Raw genomic sequence first — 15,920 nt, forward strand, 5'->3', positions numbered from 1 at the left:
TATTTCCCCACTACACTTGCTGTGTTGCCTCGGCTTTTGGTGCTGAAGGCGTATTGGGCGGCCTCCCATGCAAACAGCACAGAGGATCATAAAAAAGTATCGCCGAAAACGCGTCATCGTCTGCGTGATGGTTGCGCTTCTTACGCTCATCATTACGCTGGGTATACGCTTTATTTCACAGCGTAACGTAAATCAGCAAAACACCCTGAACTTTGCGGCGCACTCCGTCAACGTGCTGGATAACGTCTTATTGCCGCTGGAAAAAGGGCGCAGTCCGCTGCTGGCACTGGTCGGAGCGCCCTGCTCTCAGGCGCATTTAGTGTTACGAAAACAGGCGGCCTCACTGCAAACGGTGCGCTCAATTGCACTGGTCAAAGACGGTATCCTTTACTGTTCAAGTATTTTCGGCAATCGCGACGTCCCGTTGCGAGAGATTCAGCCTGCCCTGCCCTCCGCCGAAACAAAGCTGGTGCTCTCCACCGACAAATCCTTGCTTAAGGGAAGCCCGATCCTGATCCAGTGGTATCCGGTTTCTGATAGCGGAGAAGATGGTGTGATGCAGATTGTGAATATCGATCTCATCACTCGCCTGATGCTGGAGCCACAGCGCCCGCTTATTACCGACGTGGCCCTGACCGTAGGGGATAAATACCTGCGCTACGGTGAAAATGTCTCCGACTCGCTGACAATAAACGATGATGAGAGGGTTCTGCGCCAGCAATCCAGCCATTTCCCGTTCACCATAACCGTCAGTGGCCCGGGAGCCAGCGAGCTGGCGTTGATATATTTGCCCTCTCAGCTGCCGCTGGCGCTGATGCTCAGTCTGCTGATGGGTTACGTCGCCTGGCTTGCGACCGCGAACCGCATGAGCTTTACCTGGGAAATTAACCTTGGCCTGGCCGCGCGTGAATTCGAGCTGTTTTGCCAGCCGCTGCTGAATGCCCGCACGCAGAAATGCGTGGGGGTGGAGATCCTGCTGCGCTGGAACAACCCCCGTCAGGGATGGATCTCCCCGGACGTTTTTATTCCGCTCGCCGAAGAGCACAACCTGATTATCCCCCTCACACGTTACGTCATTAACGAGACGGTGAGTCAGATTGGCTATTTTCCGGCAACGCCCGGCTTCCACATTGGCATCAACGCCGCCGCCAGCCATTTCCGACATGGAACGCTCATTCAGGACCTGAACCGCTACTGGTTCAGTGCGCATCCCACCCAGCAGCTGATTGTGGAGCTGACGGAGCGTGACGCGCTGCAGGACGTGGATTATCGCATTGTAAGAGAGTTACACCGTCAGGGCGTGAAGCTGGCCATTGATGATTTTGGCACCGGCAATAGCTCACTCTCGTGGCTGGAAAAGTGCATCCGGACGTGCTGAAAATTGATAAGTCTTTTACCAGCGCTATCGGCACTGATGCCGTGAACTCCACGGTGACGGACATCATCATTGCGCTCGGACAACGGCTTAGCATTGAGCTGGTGGCTGAAGGGGTAGAAACGCCCGAGCAGGCGCGGTATTTGCGTCATCACGGGGTAGAGGTACTGCAGGGATTTTTGTTTGCGCAGCCTATGCCGCTGAGGGAATTTCCGCAATGGCTGGCGGAGAGTTCGTCTCCGCCAGCACCGCGTAACGGGCATATCGTTCCGCTGATGCCGTTACGCTAGGCTCAGTTACTCTTCTTCGTCGTGGGCCGACTGCTCTTTAACAATGCGCACCATATCGACGCGATAGTCATTCGCTTCGATTATCGTGATCTGCAGCGGAGGCAGTTCAATGATATCGCCGGTCCGCGGGATTTGTCCGTTAACGGCAATAACCAGCCCAGCCACGGTCGCAATGTCCTCTTCATCGTTGATGATGTTTTCCAGACCCAGCGTGTGCTGTAGCGCGTGCAGATCGGTGGTGCCTTTCACCAGCCAGCCGTCACCGTCGGAGACAATTTCCGGGGTTTCATCCGCATCCGGGAATTCACCGGCAATGGCTTCAAGCACGTCGAGCGGCGTCACCAGCCCCTGCACCACACCAAATTCATTGGTGACGATAACAAAGCTACCGCGTGCGCGGCGCAGGACGCCAAGCAGGTTGATAGGATCCAGCGTTTCCGGCACCACAATCGCCGGTGATGCGGCGGCGACAGCTTCGACGTTAATCCCCTCTTCCAGCGCCACCAGCATCTCTTTCGCACGCACCACGCCGATGATCTCGTCCAGTTCACCCCGGCATACCGGGAACAGGCTATGCGGTGAAGAGAGCAACTGCTGGCGAATCTCATCAACGCTCAGGCGGGAATCGACCCAGCTGATTTCACCGCGCGGGGTCATGATGCCGCGCAGCGAGCGGGAGGCCAGGGAGAGCACGCCGTTAATCATATAGCGCTCTTCTTCCACAAATGCCCCTTCCGGGACGGGAACCGGGTTACGGCTTTCATTGTCATTCTGCACGTTGACCTGACGGCGACCGCCCATCAGACGCAGAATCGCATCAGCCGTACGCGCACGCAGCGGCTGGGTAGACTGCTGCTTGATAAAGTTATGTCGTGCAATCTGGTTAAACAGCTCGATGAGGATCGAGAAGCCAATGGCTGCGTACAGGTAGCCTTTTGGTATATGGAAGCCAAAACCTTCCGCCACCAGGCTCAGACCAATCATCAGCAGGAAGCTAAGGCAGAGCACCACGACCGTCGGATGCTGATTCACAAAGCGCGTCAGTGGCTTAGATGCCAGCAGCATCACCGCCATCGCGATAACCACCGCAGCCATCATCACCGGGAGATGGTTCACCATGCCGACAGCCGTGATCACCGCATCCAGTGAGAAGACCGCATCAAGCACCACGATCTGCAGTACCACGACCCAAAAGCTGGCATAGCCTTTACCGTGTCCATCATCGTGCTGGCGATTTTCCAGCCGCTCGTGAAGCTCTGTCGTCGCTTTGAAAAGCAGGAATATCCCCCCGAGCAGCATGATCAAATCACGGCCGGAGAAGGTGAAATCCATGACGGAAAAAAGCGGTTTCGTCAGCGTAACCATCCACGAAATCACGGACAGCAGTGCCAGACGCATGACCAGTGCCAGAGAGAGGCCGATCAAACGCGCTTTATCACGTTGTTTTGGCGGCAGTTTGTCCGCAAGGATGGCAATAAACACCAGGTTATCAATGCCGAGAACAATCTCAAGCACGACCAGCGTGAGCAATCCCACCCAGATTGACGGGTCCATTAAGAATTCCATGAAACGCTCCTGCTAACGGAATGACCAAACGGTGCCCCACTCAACGTGGGCAAAACAGAGGCAGACAGAGTCGATACGTGGCGAGGATCGCCGGTGAAACAGGCGCGGAATGGCCTGGAGGATGACTGACGTCGGTGACGGTCCATATAGTGGGCTGTAGCCCTATACTCCTGAACAATTAAACGGAGGCTAAACATATCAGAGACAATGCGTTTTTAGCAAAGATTTACGTTCCTTTGCAAAGATCTGTAACACAGCTGCTTTACCTTACAGATAATTCTGTAACCCATAGCTAAATTACGGATCTTCATCACATAAATTATTTTTTCACTATCTAAAATAATTCGCGGAAGTCTTAGTTTTTTAACTCTAACCCTTTTCTGAATCGATTCGGTTGGCCAGATACGATTCACAGTGCGACTGCCTGGCAGGCGTATTAATGATAATAAAAGGAGGTAGCAAGTGACCATTGCTATTGTCATAGGCACACATGGTTGGGCTGCAGAGCAGTTACTCAAAACAGCAGAGATGCTGTTGGGTGAGCAGGAAAACGTCGGCTGGATCGATTTCGTTCCCGGTGAAAACGCTGAAACGCTGATTGAGAAGTACACTGCTCAACTGCAGAAACTGGATACCAGCAAAGGCGTGCTGTTTCTCGTTGATACATGGGGAGGCAGTCCGTTCAATGCTGCCAGCCGCATTGTCGTCGATAAAGAGCATTATGAAGTTGTCGCCGGGGTGAATATCCCCATGTTGGTGGAAACCTTCATGGCACGCGACGACAATCCGAGTTTCGATGAACTGGTCGCTTTGGCAGTTGAAACCGGTCGCGAAGGCGTGAAAGCGCTGAAAGCACAACCGGTTGAGAAGCCTGCTCCAGTGGCCGCGGCGCCAAAAGCCGCAGCCCCGGCGAAGCCCATGGGCCCGAATGATTACATGGTGATCGGCCTTGCCCGTATCGATGACCGTTTAATCCACGGCCAGGTGGCAACGCGCTGGACCAAAGAGACCAACGTTCGACGCATTATTGTCGTCAGCGATGAAGTTGCTGCTGATACCGTACGTAAAACCCTTCTGACACAGGTTGCTCCTCCTGGCGTTACCGCGCACGTGGTGGATGTCGCCAAAATGATCCGCGTTTATAACAACCCGAAATATGCGGGCGAGCGCGTGATGCTGCTGTTCACAAACCCGACAGACGTTGAACGCCTGGTTGAAGGCGGCGTGAAAATTACCTCCGTAAACATTGGTGGTATGGCATTCCGTCAGGGCAAAACGCAGGTCAACAACGCCATTTCAGTCGATGCGAAAGATATCGAGGCATTCAACAAGCTGAATGCACGCGGTATCGAACTGGAAGCCCGTAAGGTTTCCACGGATCAGAAACTGAAAATGATGGATCTGATCGGTAAAGTTGGGAAATAAGCCCGCGCCGGTTTTTCACATAAAGCTTATGTAATAGGAGAAGTACAATGGAGATTACCACTCTTCAGATTGTGCTGGTGTTCATCGTCGCGTGTATTGCGGGTATGGAATCCGTACTTGATGAATTTCAGTTCCACCGCCCTCTGGTGGCCTGTACGTTGATTGGTGCCGTTCTGGGTGATATGAAAACCGGGATCATCATCGGTGGTACCCTGGAAATGATTGCCCTGGGCTGGATGAACATTGGTGCGGCAGTTGCGCCTGATGCCGCGCTGGCGTCCATCATTTCTACGGTTCTGGTTATTGCCGGTCACCAGAGTATCGGTGCAGGTATTGCCCTGGCCATCCCGCTGGCAGCAGCAGGTCAGGTACTGACCATCATCGTGCGTACTATCACCGTGGCCTTCCAGCACGCGGCGGATAAGGCGGCCGAAAATGGCAACCTGACGGCGCTCTCCTGGATCCACGTCTCGTCCCTGTTCCTGCAGGCGATGCGTATCGCGATCCCGGCCGTTATCGTTGCGATCTCCGTCGGTACCAGCGAAGTACAGAGCATGCTGAACGCCATTCCAGAAGTGGTCACCGGCGGTCTGAACATCGCAGGCGGTATGATTGTGGTGGTTGGTTATGCGATGGTTATCAATATGATGCGCGCAGGCTACCTGATGCCGTTCTTCTACCTCGGCTTCGTTACTGCTGCGTTCACCAACTTCAACCTGGTTGCGCTGGGTGTGATTGGTGCAGTGATGGCGATTCTCTACATCCAGCTCAGCCCGAAATATAACCGCGTTGCGGGTGCCCCAGCGCAGGCTGCTGGTAATAACGATCTCGATAACGAACTGGACTAGCAGGTGAGCGAAATGGTTGATATGACAAAAACTACCACTGAGAAAAAACTCACTCCGGGTGATATTCGTGGCGTGTTCATCCGTTCTAACCTGTTTCAGGGTTCATGGAACTTCGAACGTATGCAGGCGCTGGGCTTCTGTTTCTCCATGGTACCGGCTATCAAACGCCTGTATCCGGAAAACAACGAAGCGCGCCGTCAGGCGATTAAGCGTCACCTGGAATTCTTTAACACCCATCCTTATGTGGCGGCTCCGGTTCTGGGCGTGACGTTGGCGATGGAAGAGCAGCGTGCAAACGGCGCAGAGATTGACGATGGTGCCATCAACGGTATCAAAGTCGGTCTGATGGGTCCGCTGGCAGGCGTCGGTGACCCGATCTTCTGGGGTACCGTGCGTCCGGTCTTCGCGGCGCTGGGTGCCGGTATCGCCATGAGCGGAAGCCTGCTTGGTCCACTGCTGTTCTTCATCCTGTTCAATGCGGTGCGTCTGCTGACCCGTTACTACGGTGTGGCTTACGGTTACCGTAAAGGGGTGGACATCGTTAAGGATATGGGCGGCGGCTTCCTGCAGAAACTGACTGAGGGGGCGTCAATCCTCGGCCTGTTTGTCATGGGGGCACTGGTTAACAAGTGGACACACGTGAACATCCCGCTGGTGGTGTCCACCATCACCGGTCAGGATGGTCAGACCCGTGTTACCACCGTGCAGACGATTCTGGACCAGCTGATGCCGGGTCTGGTACCGCTGCTGCTGACCTTCGCCTGTATGTGGCTGCTGCGTAAGAAAGTTAACCCGCTGTGGATCATTGTTGGCTTCTTCGTCATCGGTATCGCGGGCTACGCTGTCGGTCTGCTGGGCCTGTAAGACATCACGTAATACGCCGGGGGCTTGCCCCCGGTTTTTTTATCTGGAGGATGAATGACTGTCACGGACATCGTACTGGTTTTGTTTATTGTGGCCCTTCTGGCATATGCGATCTATGACGAGTTCATCATGCCCCGCCGCCACGGCGAAACGCTGCTCTCCCTGCCCCTTCTGCGACGCGGCCGCGTGGATGCGTTTATCTTCGCCGGTCTCATCGTCATTCTAATTTACAACAACGTGACCGGTCATGGTGCAATATTAACCACATGGTTATTATGTGCGCTGGCATTAATGGCGATTTATCTGTTCTGGATCCGTGTTCCGAAAATCATTTTTAAAAGCCGCGGATTTTTCTTTGCCAATGTATGGATAGAATATAACCGTATTAAAGAGATGAATTTATCGGAAGACGGTGTACTGGTGATGCAATTAGAGCAACGCCGGCTGCTTATTCGGGTCAAGAATATTGACGACCTGGAAAGAATATACAAACTTATGCTTAAAACTCAGTAAGTTAACCACATAGCTTTGGCTATATTCTGCGTTTATTTTGCGCACCTGATATAGCCAAAGCTATATTCCATTCTGTCATTTCTCTTATATTTATTAACGTTATTTTCACGCATAAATCTAAATGAAAATCGTTATCAACACCTTGACGAAATAATGCCGTTTCATTGTTGTTTTATATTCTCAAAATATGTTAAGGTTGCGCCCGTCGTTGGGGAGTAGCTGATTTTCTGTTCGCAGGAAATGTACGTGTCAACATACTCGTTGAAAAACGTGGCACGTACGGACCGTTTGCCGCACAGATTTGTGCAAGGCGGTCAGGCGAGACCATAGATACATCAACTGCTGTTTACTGGGGGCAGTGATGTGTCATATGGATATCTCCCGGTCTGGACGCTTTAATGAATATCTCCGCAACCCTTCTTCTTGCTTTCGGTATGTCCATGGACGCTTTTGCCGCTTCCATCGGTAAAGGTGCCTCGCTGCACAAACCCAAATTCTCTGAAGCGCTACGCACAGGCCTTATCTTTGGTGCTATCGAAACGCTGACACCGCTCATCGGCTGGGGTCTTGGTATGCTGGCAAGCCAGTTCATACTGGAGTGGAACCACTGGATCGCTTTCGTGCTGCTCGTATTTCTGGGGGGGCGAATGGTGATTGAAGGTTTTCGCGGCAATGGCGATGAGGAAGACGAGCCGCAGCACCGCCACGGTTTCTGGCTGCTGGTGACCACTGCCATCGCCACCAGTCTCGACGCCATGGCCGTCGGTGTGGGCCTGGCATTCCTGCAGGTCAATATTATTGCGACCGCGCTGGCCATTGGTTGTGCCACGCTGATTATGTCGACGCTGGGAATGATGGTTGGCCGGTTTATTGGCCCTCTGCTGGGCAAACGCGCCGAGATCCTGGGCGGTATCGTGCTGATTGGCATTGGTGCCCAGATCCTCTGGGCACACTTCGCCGGTTAATCTTCGCGCTGCCAGCAGTGGATACTGAAATCCGTCTGGCAGCGAAACGTTGTTTGCTCCGCTAAGGTTTCCCACACGTTCGGTTTCGCCCGCCATGCAAATGGCGTCATCTGCAATAACGCTACAGCTTCTTCCCCTGCCAGGTTCATCTCGTAGGCCAGCGTCTGCTCCTGCTTCAGCATAAAGCCCGCCAGTTGCTCAGAATGTGGCGCATGCAGCCGAACCTCATCATAGATAAGCCCTTTAAGCTCCATCAGATGTCGGGGACCTGGCGTGACGGTAATGACCCATCCGCCCGGTTTGATAACGCGTGCCAGCTCCTGCGCCTTACAGGGCGCATAGATTCGGATAACCGCATCCATGCTGGCATCGTCAAACGGCAGCCGGTGGCTCGATGCCACGCAGAACGTCACGCTGGAGTAGCGTTTTGCCGCCGCGCGGATAGCCACTTTGGAAACATCCAGACCAAATGTCTGCGCGCCCTTCTCTTGTGCAACCTCAGCAAACCGCGCGGTGTAATACCCTTCCCCGCAGCCAATATCCAGCACGCCTGCTGCACTGTCAGTCAGATTATCTTCCAGCAATTGCGCGACGGCCTCTCTGAGTGGCTGATAGTGCCCGGCGTCGAGAAATGCCCGGCGTGCCTGCATCATCTCAGCACTGTCACCCGGATCGCGCGAGCGCTTATGCTGCACCGGCAGAAGATTCACGTAGCCTTCTTTCGCCATATCAAACTGATGTCCCTGCGGACAGGCATAACTTTTTTCTGATCGCGTCAGACGCGCGTGGCAAAGGGGACAACTGAAGGACATGGCAGCTCCGGGGCGTAAATCAAAGGGCGAAGTGTACCGCTATTCGCCCCGGTATAAAACGCCTGGGTTAACGCATGACGATAAGGTGCGAGGAATCAGGCGCCAGACCATCAGGTTTGACGTTCTCAAGACGCAATACGTTACCCATAATCTCGCTGAATACCGGTGCGGAGACGGCGCCGCCATAGTACGCCCCGTTTTGAGGATCGTTAATCACGACCACCAGCGCAAAACGCGGATCGCTGGCAGGCGCGACGCCCGCGGTATAGGCAACGTATTTATCGACATATTTGCCGCTATCATCGATTTTCTTCGCCGTACCGGTTTTCACCGCCACACGGTAATCACGCACCGCAGCCTTAACGCCGCCCCCGCCCGGCAGCGCAACGCTCTCCATCATATGCTCTACCTGATGAGCAATCTCTTCCGGCATGACTCTGTGCCCGATAACGGGTGGATCGATACGGGTAATTGAGAGGGGCCGTTCCAGTCCGAAGCCGCCGATGGTGGCATAGACGTGCGCCAGCTGGAGGGGGGTAACCATCAGACCATAGCCAAAGGCGAAGGTCGCCCTGTCGAGCTGGCTCCAGTATTTACGCTGGGGTAACAGACCGGCGCTCTCGCCGGTTAAGCCAAGCCCGGTGTTTGTACCAAAACCAAAGTTCCGGTAGGTATCAATCAGATGCTGAACAGGCATCGCCAGCGAGAGGCGCGATACGCCGGTGTCGCTCGATTTTTGCAGGATCCCGGTCATCGAGAGTTCAGGGTAGTAACCCACGTCCCGAATACGGTGCCCGTCAAGCATATACGGATGGGTGTCAATGACGCTGTCAGGCTGCACCAGCCCCTGTTGCAATGCCGTCATCAGCACAAGCGGCTTCACGGTTGAACCTGGCTCGAACGTATCGCTGATGGCACGGTTACGAAAATCGTCTATTGTCGCGCCCTGGCGGTTATTGGGGTTGAAATCCGGATAGCTCGCCATCGCGAGGATTTCACCGGTGGGGATATTAATGAGCACTGATGCCCCCGACTCCGCCTTGTTCCAGGCCACTGCGTTATCTAGCGCATCTTCGGTGATGGTTTGCAGGCGCTCATCAATACTGAGCTGAATATTGTGCGCAGGCACCGGCGCGACTTCCGTCAGATTCTCCACCACGCGACCGTAACGGTCTTCCCTGACCTGCCGGACGCCCGGCTTGCCTGTTAGCTGGGTGTTGAAACTTTTCTCCACACCCTCAATACCCTGACCGTCAATATTGGTGAAACCAATCAGGTTTGCCGCCACATGCCCCGCAGGATAAAAACGGCGTGATTCATCGCGTAAATTGATACCCGGCAAATTCAGCTTGTCGATCCATTTTGCCTGAGCAGGATCCACCTGCCGGGCAAGGTAGATGAACCTCCCCTGTGGATTCGCGTTAATCCGTGATGACAAGGTATTCAGGGAGAGATGTAACGCATTCGCCAGCGCCTGCCAGCGATCGTCAAAGCCCACGCCCCCTTTTGCCAGCACCGTTTTTGGGTCGGCCCACACGGCCCTGACCGGGACACTGACCGCCAGCGGCCGGCCTTCACGATCCATGATCATTCCGCGGGGAGCGTCAATCGGCAGTTCGCGCAGCGATCGCATATCCTCCTGCTTGACCAGGTTGTCAGGTTTAATAATTTGCAGCCAGGCAACGCGGCCCAGCAAAAACGCCAGACTGCAAAAAATGGCTAAACAGAGCAGCGCAAAACGCGCCGGCGTGAAATTGCCGGCGGTCGTTATCATTTTTTTCTTCACCTGAACCCCAGGACTGTTAAACAACGCCCTGATTTAACGGGAAAAGACGGCCAGAGGGAGGGAAAACAGTGCTACTAACCTCGTAGCTTTGCAACAAGTTACTAACAAGAGCGGGGATGGTAATATTTTGAAAGATAAGGCACATAAAAAAGCCCCGCTATATGCGAGGCTTTATGTCTGAGAGTGAAGTACTACGTGCTTCAGTCAGCAGTGGTTCGATCAGATAGCAGTTACGTTAACTGCAGCTGGGCCTTTCTGGCCGTCCTGAATTTCGAACTCAACGTTCTGGCCTTCAGCCAGAGTTTTGAAGCCGTTACCCTGGATTGCAGAGAAGTGTACGAACACGTCTTTGCTGCCGTCAGCAGGAGTAATGAAACCAAAACCTTTAGACTCGTTGAACCACTTAACTTGACCTTTAATCTTTGCCATTTGCAAAATTCCTTAGAGTGTTTTCTTAGCCCGCAGGCATTACTGAGATAAAACTGAGACATTACTGCATGAGGCACTAATATAAGGTTCGGCAGAGAAGCGGTATTCAACGACAACGTGTTTACTCAGGACTTCTTTACTGAAAATGCCACACATAAACAGAACTGTACCTCGTTTGACCCAAAACGTGTTATCACACACTATGTTTAATATGGCAAGCCATTTTTAAACATGTCTCGATCCGCCGCACAAATTCGAACTGTGCCGGTATGCTTTTGCACAATTATGCGCATGACATATGGACAGCCCTGCTCACTTACACAGACTCGCCGTTGCTTTCACAACCGCTGTTATCTAAGACTTTTTTAACATAGCTCAATCATTCCAGTGCGTCCAGCAACCCGCTAAGAAAAACCCCTACATTGATTGAGTTAGAACAATTTGTGAAAACTTATGCTTAAATCATTGTAACGCCCCTGTATTGTTACAGTGGAAATACAATGTTAATCCTTCACGCTAAACTGTATTAAAAAGCACCAGCTAATAAAGAATGTTATGCACCAAAATAATGAAATTTTTATGACTCTGCATCAAAACAAGGCAAGCAAAACGTTTCGATAAAAATAAAACATTCTTTAGACCTTAGACATACAGAATATATGCAACAATCCAGCGCTTCGTTTATAAGGATAAATATTCACCAATTTTCAGTATCCTGAAGGAATTATTAACCGGTGCTAAATTATCGAGGACTGCAGTTAACTCTCGCACGGGGTCATCAAGCGATTCATCAGCCAGTTCAAACACGCCCCAGTGAATGGGAAACGCCAGTGGGCATCCCAACTGTTGCCACAACGCAACGGCAGATTGCGGATCCATATGATGTACGGCCATGAACCACCGTGGTGCATAAGCGCCAACGGGCAACGCCGCGGCGTCAATTTTACCCAGCCTTTCCGGTATTCGCAGCAGTTCAGGTGAATAGCCCGTGTCGCCGCTAAACCAGAAACGATGATGCCGCCCTTCAAACACCCAGCCACACCACAGGGAGCGATTGCGGTTCCAGAGCGTGCGCATACTCCAGTGCTGCGCCGGTACGGCGGACAGCGTTATCCCCTGCCAGGTGAAACTTTGCCACCAGTCGAGCTCAACAATGCGTCTTGCCCCCCGGCGGCGAAACCAGTCTGCCAGACCTAAGGGAACAAACAGAGTGACGTCGGGGAAACGTTTAAGGATGCGGCGAATGGTCGCGTCATCCAGATGATCGTAATGATTATGGGAGATAACCACTGCATCGAGTTGCTGGAGCTGTTCGACAGACAGAGCGGGAGGCGTTTTACGTTGTGGTCCGAGGAAAGGTAAGGGAGAGGCGCGGCGAGAAAAAACGGGGTCGGTCAGCAGGGTGTTGCCATCAATGTGCAACAACAGGCTTGCGTGTCCGAGCCACCATACCCCATTTTCCTGCGGCTGCTTAAGCGTTGCCGGCTGCCACCACTGGCGGATAAAGTCCTCATATCCGTTTGCCGGGGGGCGGGGTAAGCCAGCTTCTTTGCGCGCTTTTCGCCAGCGATCAACGTCACCGGGCTGATGCCCGACGGGGTCAGTATTACGAAAACCGTTCGGCGTGTGATGTTTCAGGGAGGGGTCATACCAGGGATTTTTCCAGACCACAGCCACCTCCCGGATAAGACAAATTAACGCTCAGCCACCAGGCGGATAAAGTCATCCTGGTCAGTGTTGTCTTCAGCAACTGCGTCTTTCGCCGACGCTTTCTCTTCTGGTTCGTTAGCCTCACACAGACGACGTAACAGCGCGTTCTGACGTTTTTGTTGGTCAAGCAGCGCTTCCAGCAGTTCGATCTGCTCGTTTGTACGGGAACTGGCACGGTTTACGAAAAACCAAATGACAAGCCCCACCAGCAGAACAACCAACGAGATCATCAGGGATGCCATATTTAGCAGCCCTGAATTCAGTAACTCACCCATTTCACCACCTCAATAAAAACGTCTATCTTACCACTGGTGCGAAGGAAGGAAATCACCTTGAGAAAAAATGCGTGTTACCACGGAATAAACTTATTGATTGCGCAAACGCCGCTAAAAAACTGTACATCCTGATCGCACATCACATTGATAGTCTGCGTCCACAACACCACACAGGCTACCAGCACAATAATCAGAATCACCCAGCGTATTTTTTTCACTCCACACTCCGTCTAAAGGCCCGATATAACCAGGTTATCACGGCTATCTTAAACAAGGACTAACTGTACCGCCATCTGGTCGTTTTCAGAATCATGCACTTGTTTCATAGAGTAAACCGTTTAGGCTTACTGCATGACAACAAAGATAAAGAGGCAATGATGCATTTAATCATTCGTACAATTATTGCACTGGCCGTAGTATGGGTTGGCCTTCTGTTAACCGGCTATGGCGTGCTTGTGGGAAGCACCGAAAACGCCGCTGGATTAGGGATTCAATGCAAATACATGACCGCGCAGGGCATGAGCACGGCACAATATATTCATTCAGACAGCGGGATCATTGGTTTAACCAACTGCCCGGTTCTGCGTAAAACATCCGTCGTCATTGATAACGGCTAATCACCCCGATTGATACTGATAAAAAACGCCGCACTGTGTGCGGCGTTTTTTGTGCCCATAAGGATCAGAACGGGTAGTCGTTATAGCCCATTTGTTCAGAAATCTTGCGTGCGGCTGTATGGAGAATCGCCACATATTCATGCAGACGTTCTTCAGAAAAGCGCAGGGTCGGGAAAGAGATACTCAGCCCGGCAATGACAACGCCAAAGCGGTCAAATACCGGCACACCGATACAGCGCAGCCCTTCTTCCTGCTCTTCGTTATCTTCGCCATACCCCTGCTCACGTACTTTGTCGAGCACGGCCAATAATTCGTCAGTGCTGGTAATAGTGCGTTCAGTACTGCGCTTATATTCCACGCCTTCGAGGATCTGCTTCACTTCTTCGCGATCGCGCCACGCCAGCAACACTTTGCCAATCGCGGTACTGTAAAGCGGATTACGACGACCGATGCGTGAATACATGCGCAGGTTGTACATGGAGTCGATTTTATGGATGTAGACAATGCTGTCTTCATCCAGTGCCCCCAGGTGGATAGTCTCTTTGGTCAGGCGAGAGATCTCACGCATCTGGATATCTGCGCTGCGGATCAAATCCACGTTTTGCAGCGCACGGGCCCCGAGCTCGAACAGTTTCAGCGTCAGAGAATACTTTTCAGACTCGCCTTCCTGTGCGACGTAACCCAGTGACTTCATGGTTTGCAAAAAGCGATAAACGGTGCTTTTCGACATCATCACACGCTGCGACAACTCTGTAATACCAATTTCACGCTCTTCTCCGAGCGCCTGTAAGATGCCAAACACCTTCAGCACGGAAGAAACAGAATCTGGCTGTTTATCCAAATCTGCAATTGCCATTTACCACCTCATAGAGAGTGTTTTATAAAAATCAGAACCGGTTTTTATTATAAATTCCCGTCATGTTACCTGCAATCGATCCTCGTTTACTTCGTTACAAATCTGCGACATAAAACTGAAATAACGATGCTAAAATAGTTACCCTGAGAATAATTTCATACTGAGCTTTTCATCCCTAATGGAAAAAAACCTGTCCGATGGCCTGCCTTTGCCCCAGCGGTATGGCGCTATCGCCACGATTGTTATCGGTATTTCAATGGCCGTCCTTGACGGTGCAATCGCTAACGTTGCCCTGCCAACCATTGCCAGCAACCTGCATGCCTCCCCTGCCAGTTCTATATGGATAGTCAATGCCTACCAGATAGCGATCGTGGTTTCACTGCTCTCGTTCTCTTTCCTGGGCGATATGTTCGGTTACCGACGGGTGTATCAATGCGGCCTGCTGGTGTTCACCTTTACTTCCCTTTTCTGTGCCCTTTCTGATTCGCTGCATACTCTGACGCTTGCGCGCATAGCGCAGGGTTTTGGGGGTGCGGCACTGATGAGCGTCAACACGGCGTTGATCCGCTTAATCTATCCGCAGCGTCATCTGGGACGCGGCATGGGGATAAACTCGTTTATTGTCGCCGTCTCGTCTGCGGCCGGGCCAACCCTTGCGGCGGCCATACTCTCTGTCGCGTCCTGGCAGTGGTTATTCGCCATTAACGTACCGCTGGGTATTGTGGCCCTCTTCTTTGCTCTGCGCTATCTTCCTGCGAACGGTCCCAAAAGCACGATGCCGCGCTTTGACCTTATCAGCGCAGTGATGAATGCCCTGACCTTTGGCCTGCTGATTACTGCCCTGAGCGGCTTTGCACAAGGCCAGTCCCTCATACTTACCGCCGCGGAGCTCATTGCGCTGCTGGTGATTGGCTTCTTCTTTGTACGCCGCCAGCTCGCGCTCCCTGTCCCTTTATTGCCTGTCGACCTGCTGCGTATTCCTCTTTTTTCTCTCTCGATTTGTACTTCTGTTTGCTCATTCTGCGCTCAGATGCTGGCCCTGGTCTCTCTGCCCTTCTTCCTGCAAAGTGTGGTGGGACGTACTGAAGTCGAGACCGGGCTGCTGTTAACGCCGTGGCCACTGGCGACAATGGTAATGGCGCCGCTGGCAGGGTATTTGATTGAGCGCATCCACGCCGGATTGCTTGGCGCGCTGGGGCTCGCCGTCATGGCCACGGGGCTGTTCGCACTCGCACTACTCCCCTCATCACCCACCGATCTGGATATCATCTGGCGCATGATCCTGTGTGGTGCAGGGTTCGGTCTGTTCCAGTCGCCTAACAACCACACCATCATCACCTCAGCGCCGCGCCATCGCAGCGGTGGTGCCAGCGGTATGTTGGGCACCGCACGTCTGCTGGGACAAAGCACCGGCGCGGCCCTGGTCGCGCTGATGTTTAATCTTGCCGGGCAAAATGGCAACCACGTTGCACTTTTCACCGCAGGCGCCCTTGCCACCCTGGCCGCCATCATCAGCGGGCTGCGCATTACCCAGCCCAGAGTACAGGCATAAAAAAAGCCGGGCGGATATCTCCAGCCCGGCTCATTGC

The 15,920-nt window shown here is 52.9% G+C and carries 17 protein-coding genes, 1 pseudogene and 1 riboswitch; of the genes and pseudogenes, 8 read left to right on the forward strand and 10 right to left on the reverse strand.

The features are described from left to right. Positions 1–67: 67 nt before the first annotated feature. A pseudogene (locus AC2FAP_RS08320) lies at positions 68–1,665 on the forward strand (EAL domain-containing protein). Between the two features lie 6 nt (positions 1,666–1,671). Here the strand turns inward: AC2FAP_RS08320 and yoaE are convergent. Together yoaE and AC2FAP_RS08330 are read right to left on the reverse strand one after the other, a co-directional pair. Continuing rightward, the gene (gene yoaE, locus AC2FAP_RS08325) at positions 1,672–3,231 is read right to left on the reverse strand and encodes a CNNM family cation transport protein YoaE (protein WP_014170597.1); all 1,560 of its coding nucleotides are present in this window, start codon (positions 3,229–3,231) and stop codon (positions 1,672–1,674) included. Next, on the reverse strand, positions 3,219–3,428 hold the full coding sequence (locus AC2FAP_RS08330; RefSeq protein ID WP_071605456.1) for a protein YoaL: 210 nt from the start codon (positions 3,426–3,428) through the stop codon (positions 3,219–3,221). Before AC2FAP_RS08330 ends, yoaE begins: the two co-directional genes overlap by 13 nt. 265 nt (positions 3,429–3,693) lie before the next feature. On the opposite strand from AC2FAP_RS08330, the gene manX reads away from it, so the two are divergent. The 5 genes from manX to mntP all read left to right on the forward strand — a co-directional run bounded on the left by manX (position 3,694) and on the right by mntP (position 7,846). After that, positions 3,694–4,656 (forward strand): PTS mannose transporter subunit IIAB, encoded by a 963-nt coding sequence (gene manX, locus AC2FAP_RS08335; RefSeq protein ID WP_014170598.1) that lies wholly within the window; start codon positions 3,694–3,696, stop codon positions 4,654–4,656. Between the two features lie 47 nt (positions 4,657–4,703). Further along, the gene (gene manY, locus AC2FAP_RS08340) at positions 4,704–5,504 is read left to right on the forward strand and encodes a PTS mannose transporter subunit IIC (protein WP_014170599.1); all 801 of its coding nucleotides are present in this window, start codon (positions 4,704–4,706) and stop codon (positions 5,502–5,504) included. 12 nt (positions 5,505–5,516) lie between these two features. Continuing rightward, positions 5,517–6,368, forward strand: a complete 852-nt coding sequence (locus AC2FAP_RS08345) for a PTS mannose transporter subunit IID (protein WP_006810994.1) — start codon at positions 5,517–5,519, stop codon at positions 6,366–6,368. A gap of 54 nt (positions 6,369–6,422) precedes the next feature. Beyond that, positions 6,423–6,881, forward strand: a complete 459-nt coding sequence (locus AC2FAP_RS08350) for a DUF986 family protein (protein WP_014170600.1) — start codon at positions 6,423–6,425, stop codon at positions 6,879–6,881. Positions 6,882–7,079: 198 nt separating this feature from the next. Then, positions 7,080–7,269, forward strand: a riboswitch (yybP-ykoY riboswitch). 10 nt (positions 7,270–7,279) lie between these two features. Further along, positions 7,280–7,846, forward strand: a complete 567-nt coding sequence (mntP, locus tag AC2FAP_RS08355) for a manganese efflux pump MntP (protein ID WP_014170601.1) — start codon at positions 7,280–7,282, stop codon at positions 7,844–7,846. Here mntP and rlmA read toward each other — a convergent pair. The 7 genes from rlmA to mgrB form a co-directional block, all read right to left on the reverse strand. Continuing rightward, on the reverse strand, positions 7,843–8,658 hold the full coding sequence (gene rlmA / locus AC2FAP_RS08360) for a 23S rRNA (guanine(745)-N(1))-methyltransferase (RefSeq protein WP_485452905.1): 816 nt from the start codon (positions 8,656–8,658) through the stop codon (positions 7,843–7,845). The two genes, mntP and rlmA, sit on opposite strands and share 4 nt — an antisense overlap. Positions 8,659–8,725: 67 nt before the next feature. Beyond that, on the reverse strand, positions 8,726–10,432 hold the full coding sequence (gene ftsI, locus AC2FAP_RS08365; RefSeq protein WP_072126430.1) for a peptidoglycan glycosyltransferase FtsI: 1,707 nt from the start codon (positions 10,430–10,432) through the stop codon (positions 8,726–8,728). A gap of 231 nt (positions 10,433–10,663) precedes the next feature. Continuing rightward, complete coding sequence (cspE, locus tag AC2FAP_RS08370; RefSeq protein WP_001062678.1) at positions 10,664–10,873, reverse strand: transcription antiterminator/RNA stability regulator CspE; 210 nt, start codon at positions 10,871–10,873, stop codon at positions 10,664–10,666. A gap of 39 nt (positions 10,874–10,912) precedes the next feature. Beyond that, positions 10,913–11,029, reverse strand: a complete 117-nt coding sequence (locus AC2FAP_RS08375; RefSeq protein WP_032611517.1) for a DUF2627 domain-containing protein — start codon at positions 11,027–11,029, stop codon at positions 10,913–10,915. A gap of 525 nt (positions 11,030–11,554) precedes the next feature. Next, entirely contained in the window at positions 11,555–12,544 is a 990-nt protein-coding gene (locus tag AC2FAP_RS08380) for an MBL fold metallo-hydrolase (RefSeq protein ID WP_025203863.1), read from the reverse strand. A 23-nt stretch (positions 12,545–12,567) separates the two neighbouring features. Then, the gene (locus tag AC2FAP_RS08385; protein WP_049023015.1) at positions 12,568–12,858 is read right to left on the reverse strand and encodes a YebO family protein; all 291 of its coding nucleotides are present in this window, start codon (positions 12,856–12,858) and stop codon (positions 12,568–12,570) included. A 74-nt stretch (positions 12,859–12,932) separates the two neighbouring features. Next, positions 12,933–13,076: a PhoP/PhoQ regulatory lipoprotein MgrB gene (mgrB, locus tag AC2FAP_RS08390; RefSeq protein WP_014170606.1), complete on the reverse strand. Its 144-nt coding sequence runs from the start codon at positions 13,074–13,076 to the stop codon at positions 12,933–12,935. Positions 13,077–13,235: 159 nt separating this feature from the next. On the opposite strand from mgrB, the gene AC2FAP_RS08395 reads away from it, so the two are divergent. Continuing rightward, positions 13,236–13,475: a YobH family protein gene (locus tag AC2FAP_RS08395; protein ID WP_020883418.1), complete on the forward strand. Its 240-nt coding sequence runs from the start codon at positions 13,236–13,238 to the stop codon at positions 13,473–13,475. Positions 13,476–13,539: 64 nt separating this feature from the next. Here AC2FAP_RS08395 and kdgR read toward each other — a convergent pair whose 3' ends face one another. After that, the gene (gene kdgR / locus AC2FAP_RS08400; RefSeq protein WP_014170608.1) at positions 13,540–14,331 is read right to left on the reverse strand and encodes a DNA-binding transcriptional regulator KdgR; all 792 of its coding nucleotides are present in this window, start codon (positions 14,329–14,331) and stop codon (positions 13,540–13,542) included. Positions 14,332–14,509: 178 nt separating this feature from the next. Here kdgR and AC2FAP_RS08405 point away from each other — a divergent pair, with 178 nt between their 5' ends. Beyond that, the gene (locus AC2FAP_RS08405) at positions 14,510–15,883 is read left to right on the forward strand and encodes an MFS transporter (RefSeq protein ID WP_449541751.1); all 1,374 of its coding nucleotides are present in this window, start codon (positions 14,510–14,512) and stop codon (positions 15,881–15,883) included. Positions 15,884–15,920 lie beyond the last annotated feature (37 nt).

The organism is Enterobacter cloacae complex sp. 394I7 (assembly GCF_057320345.1).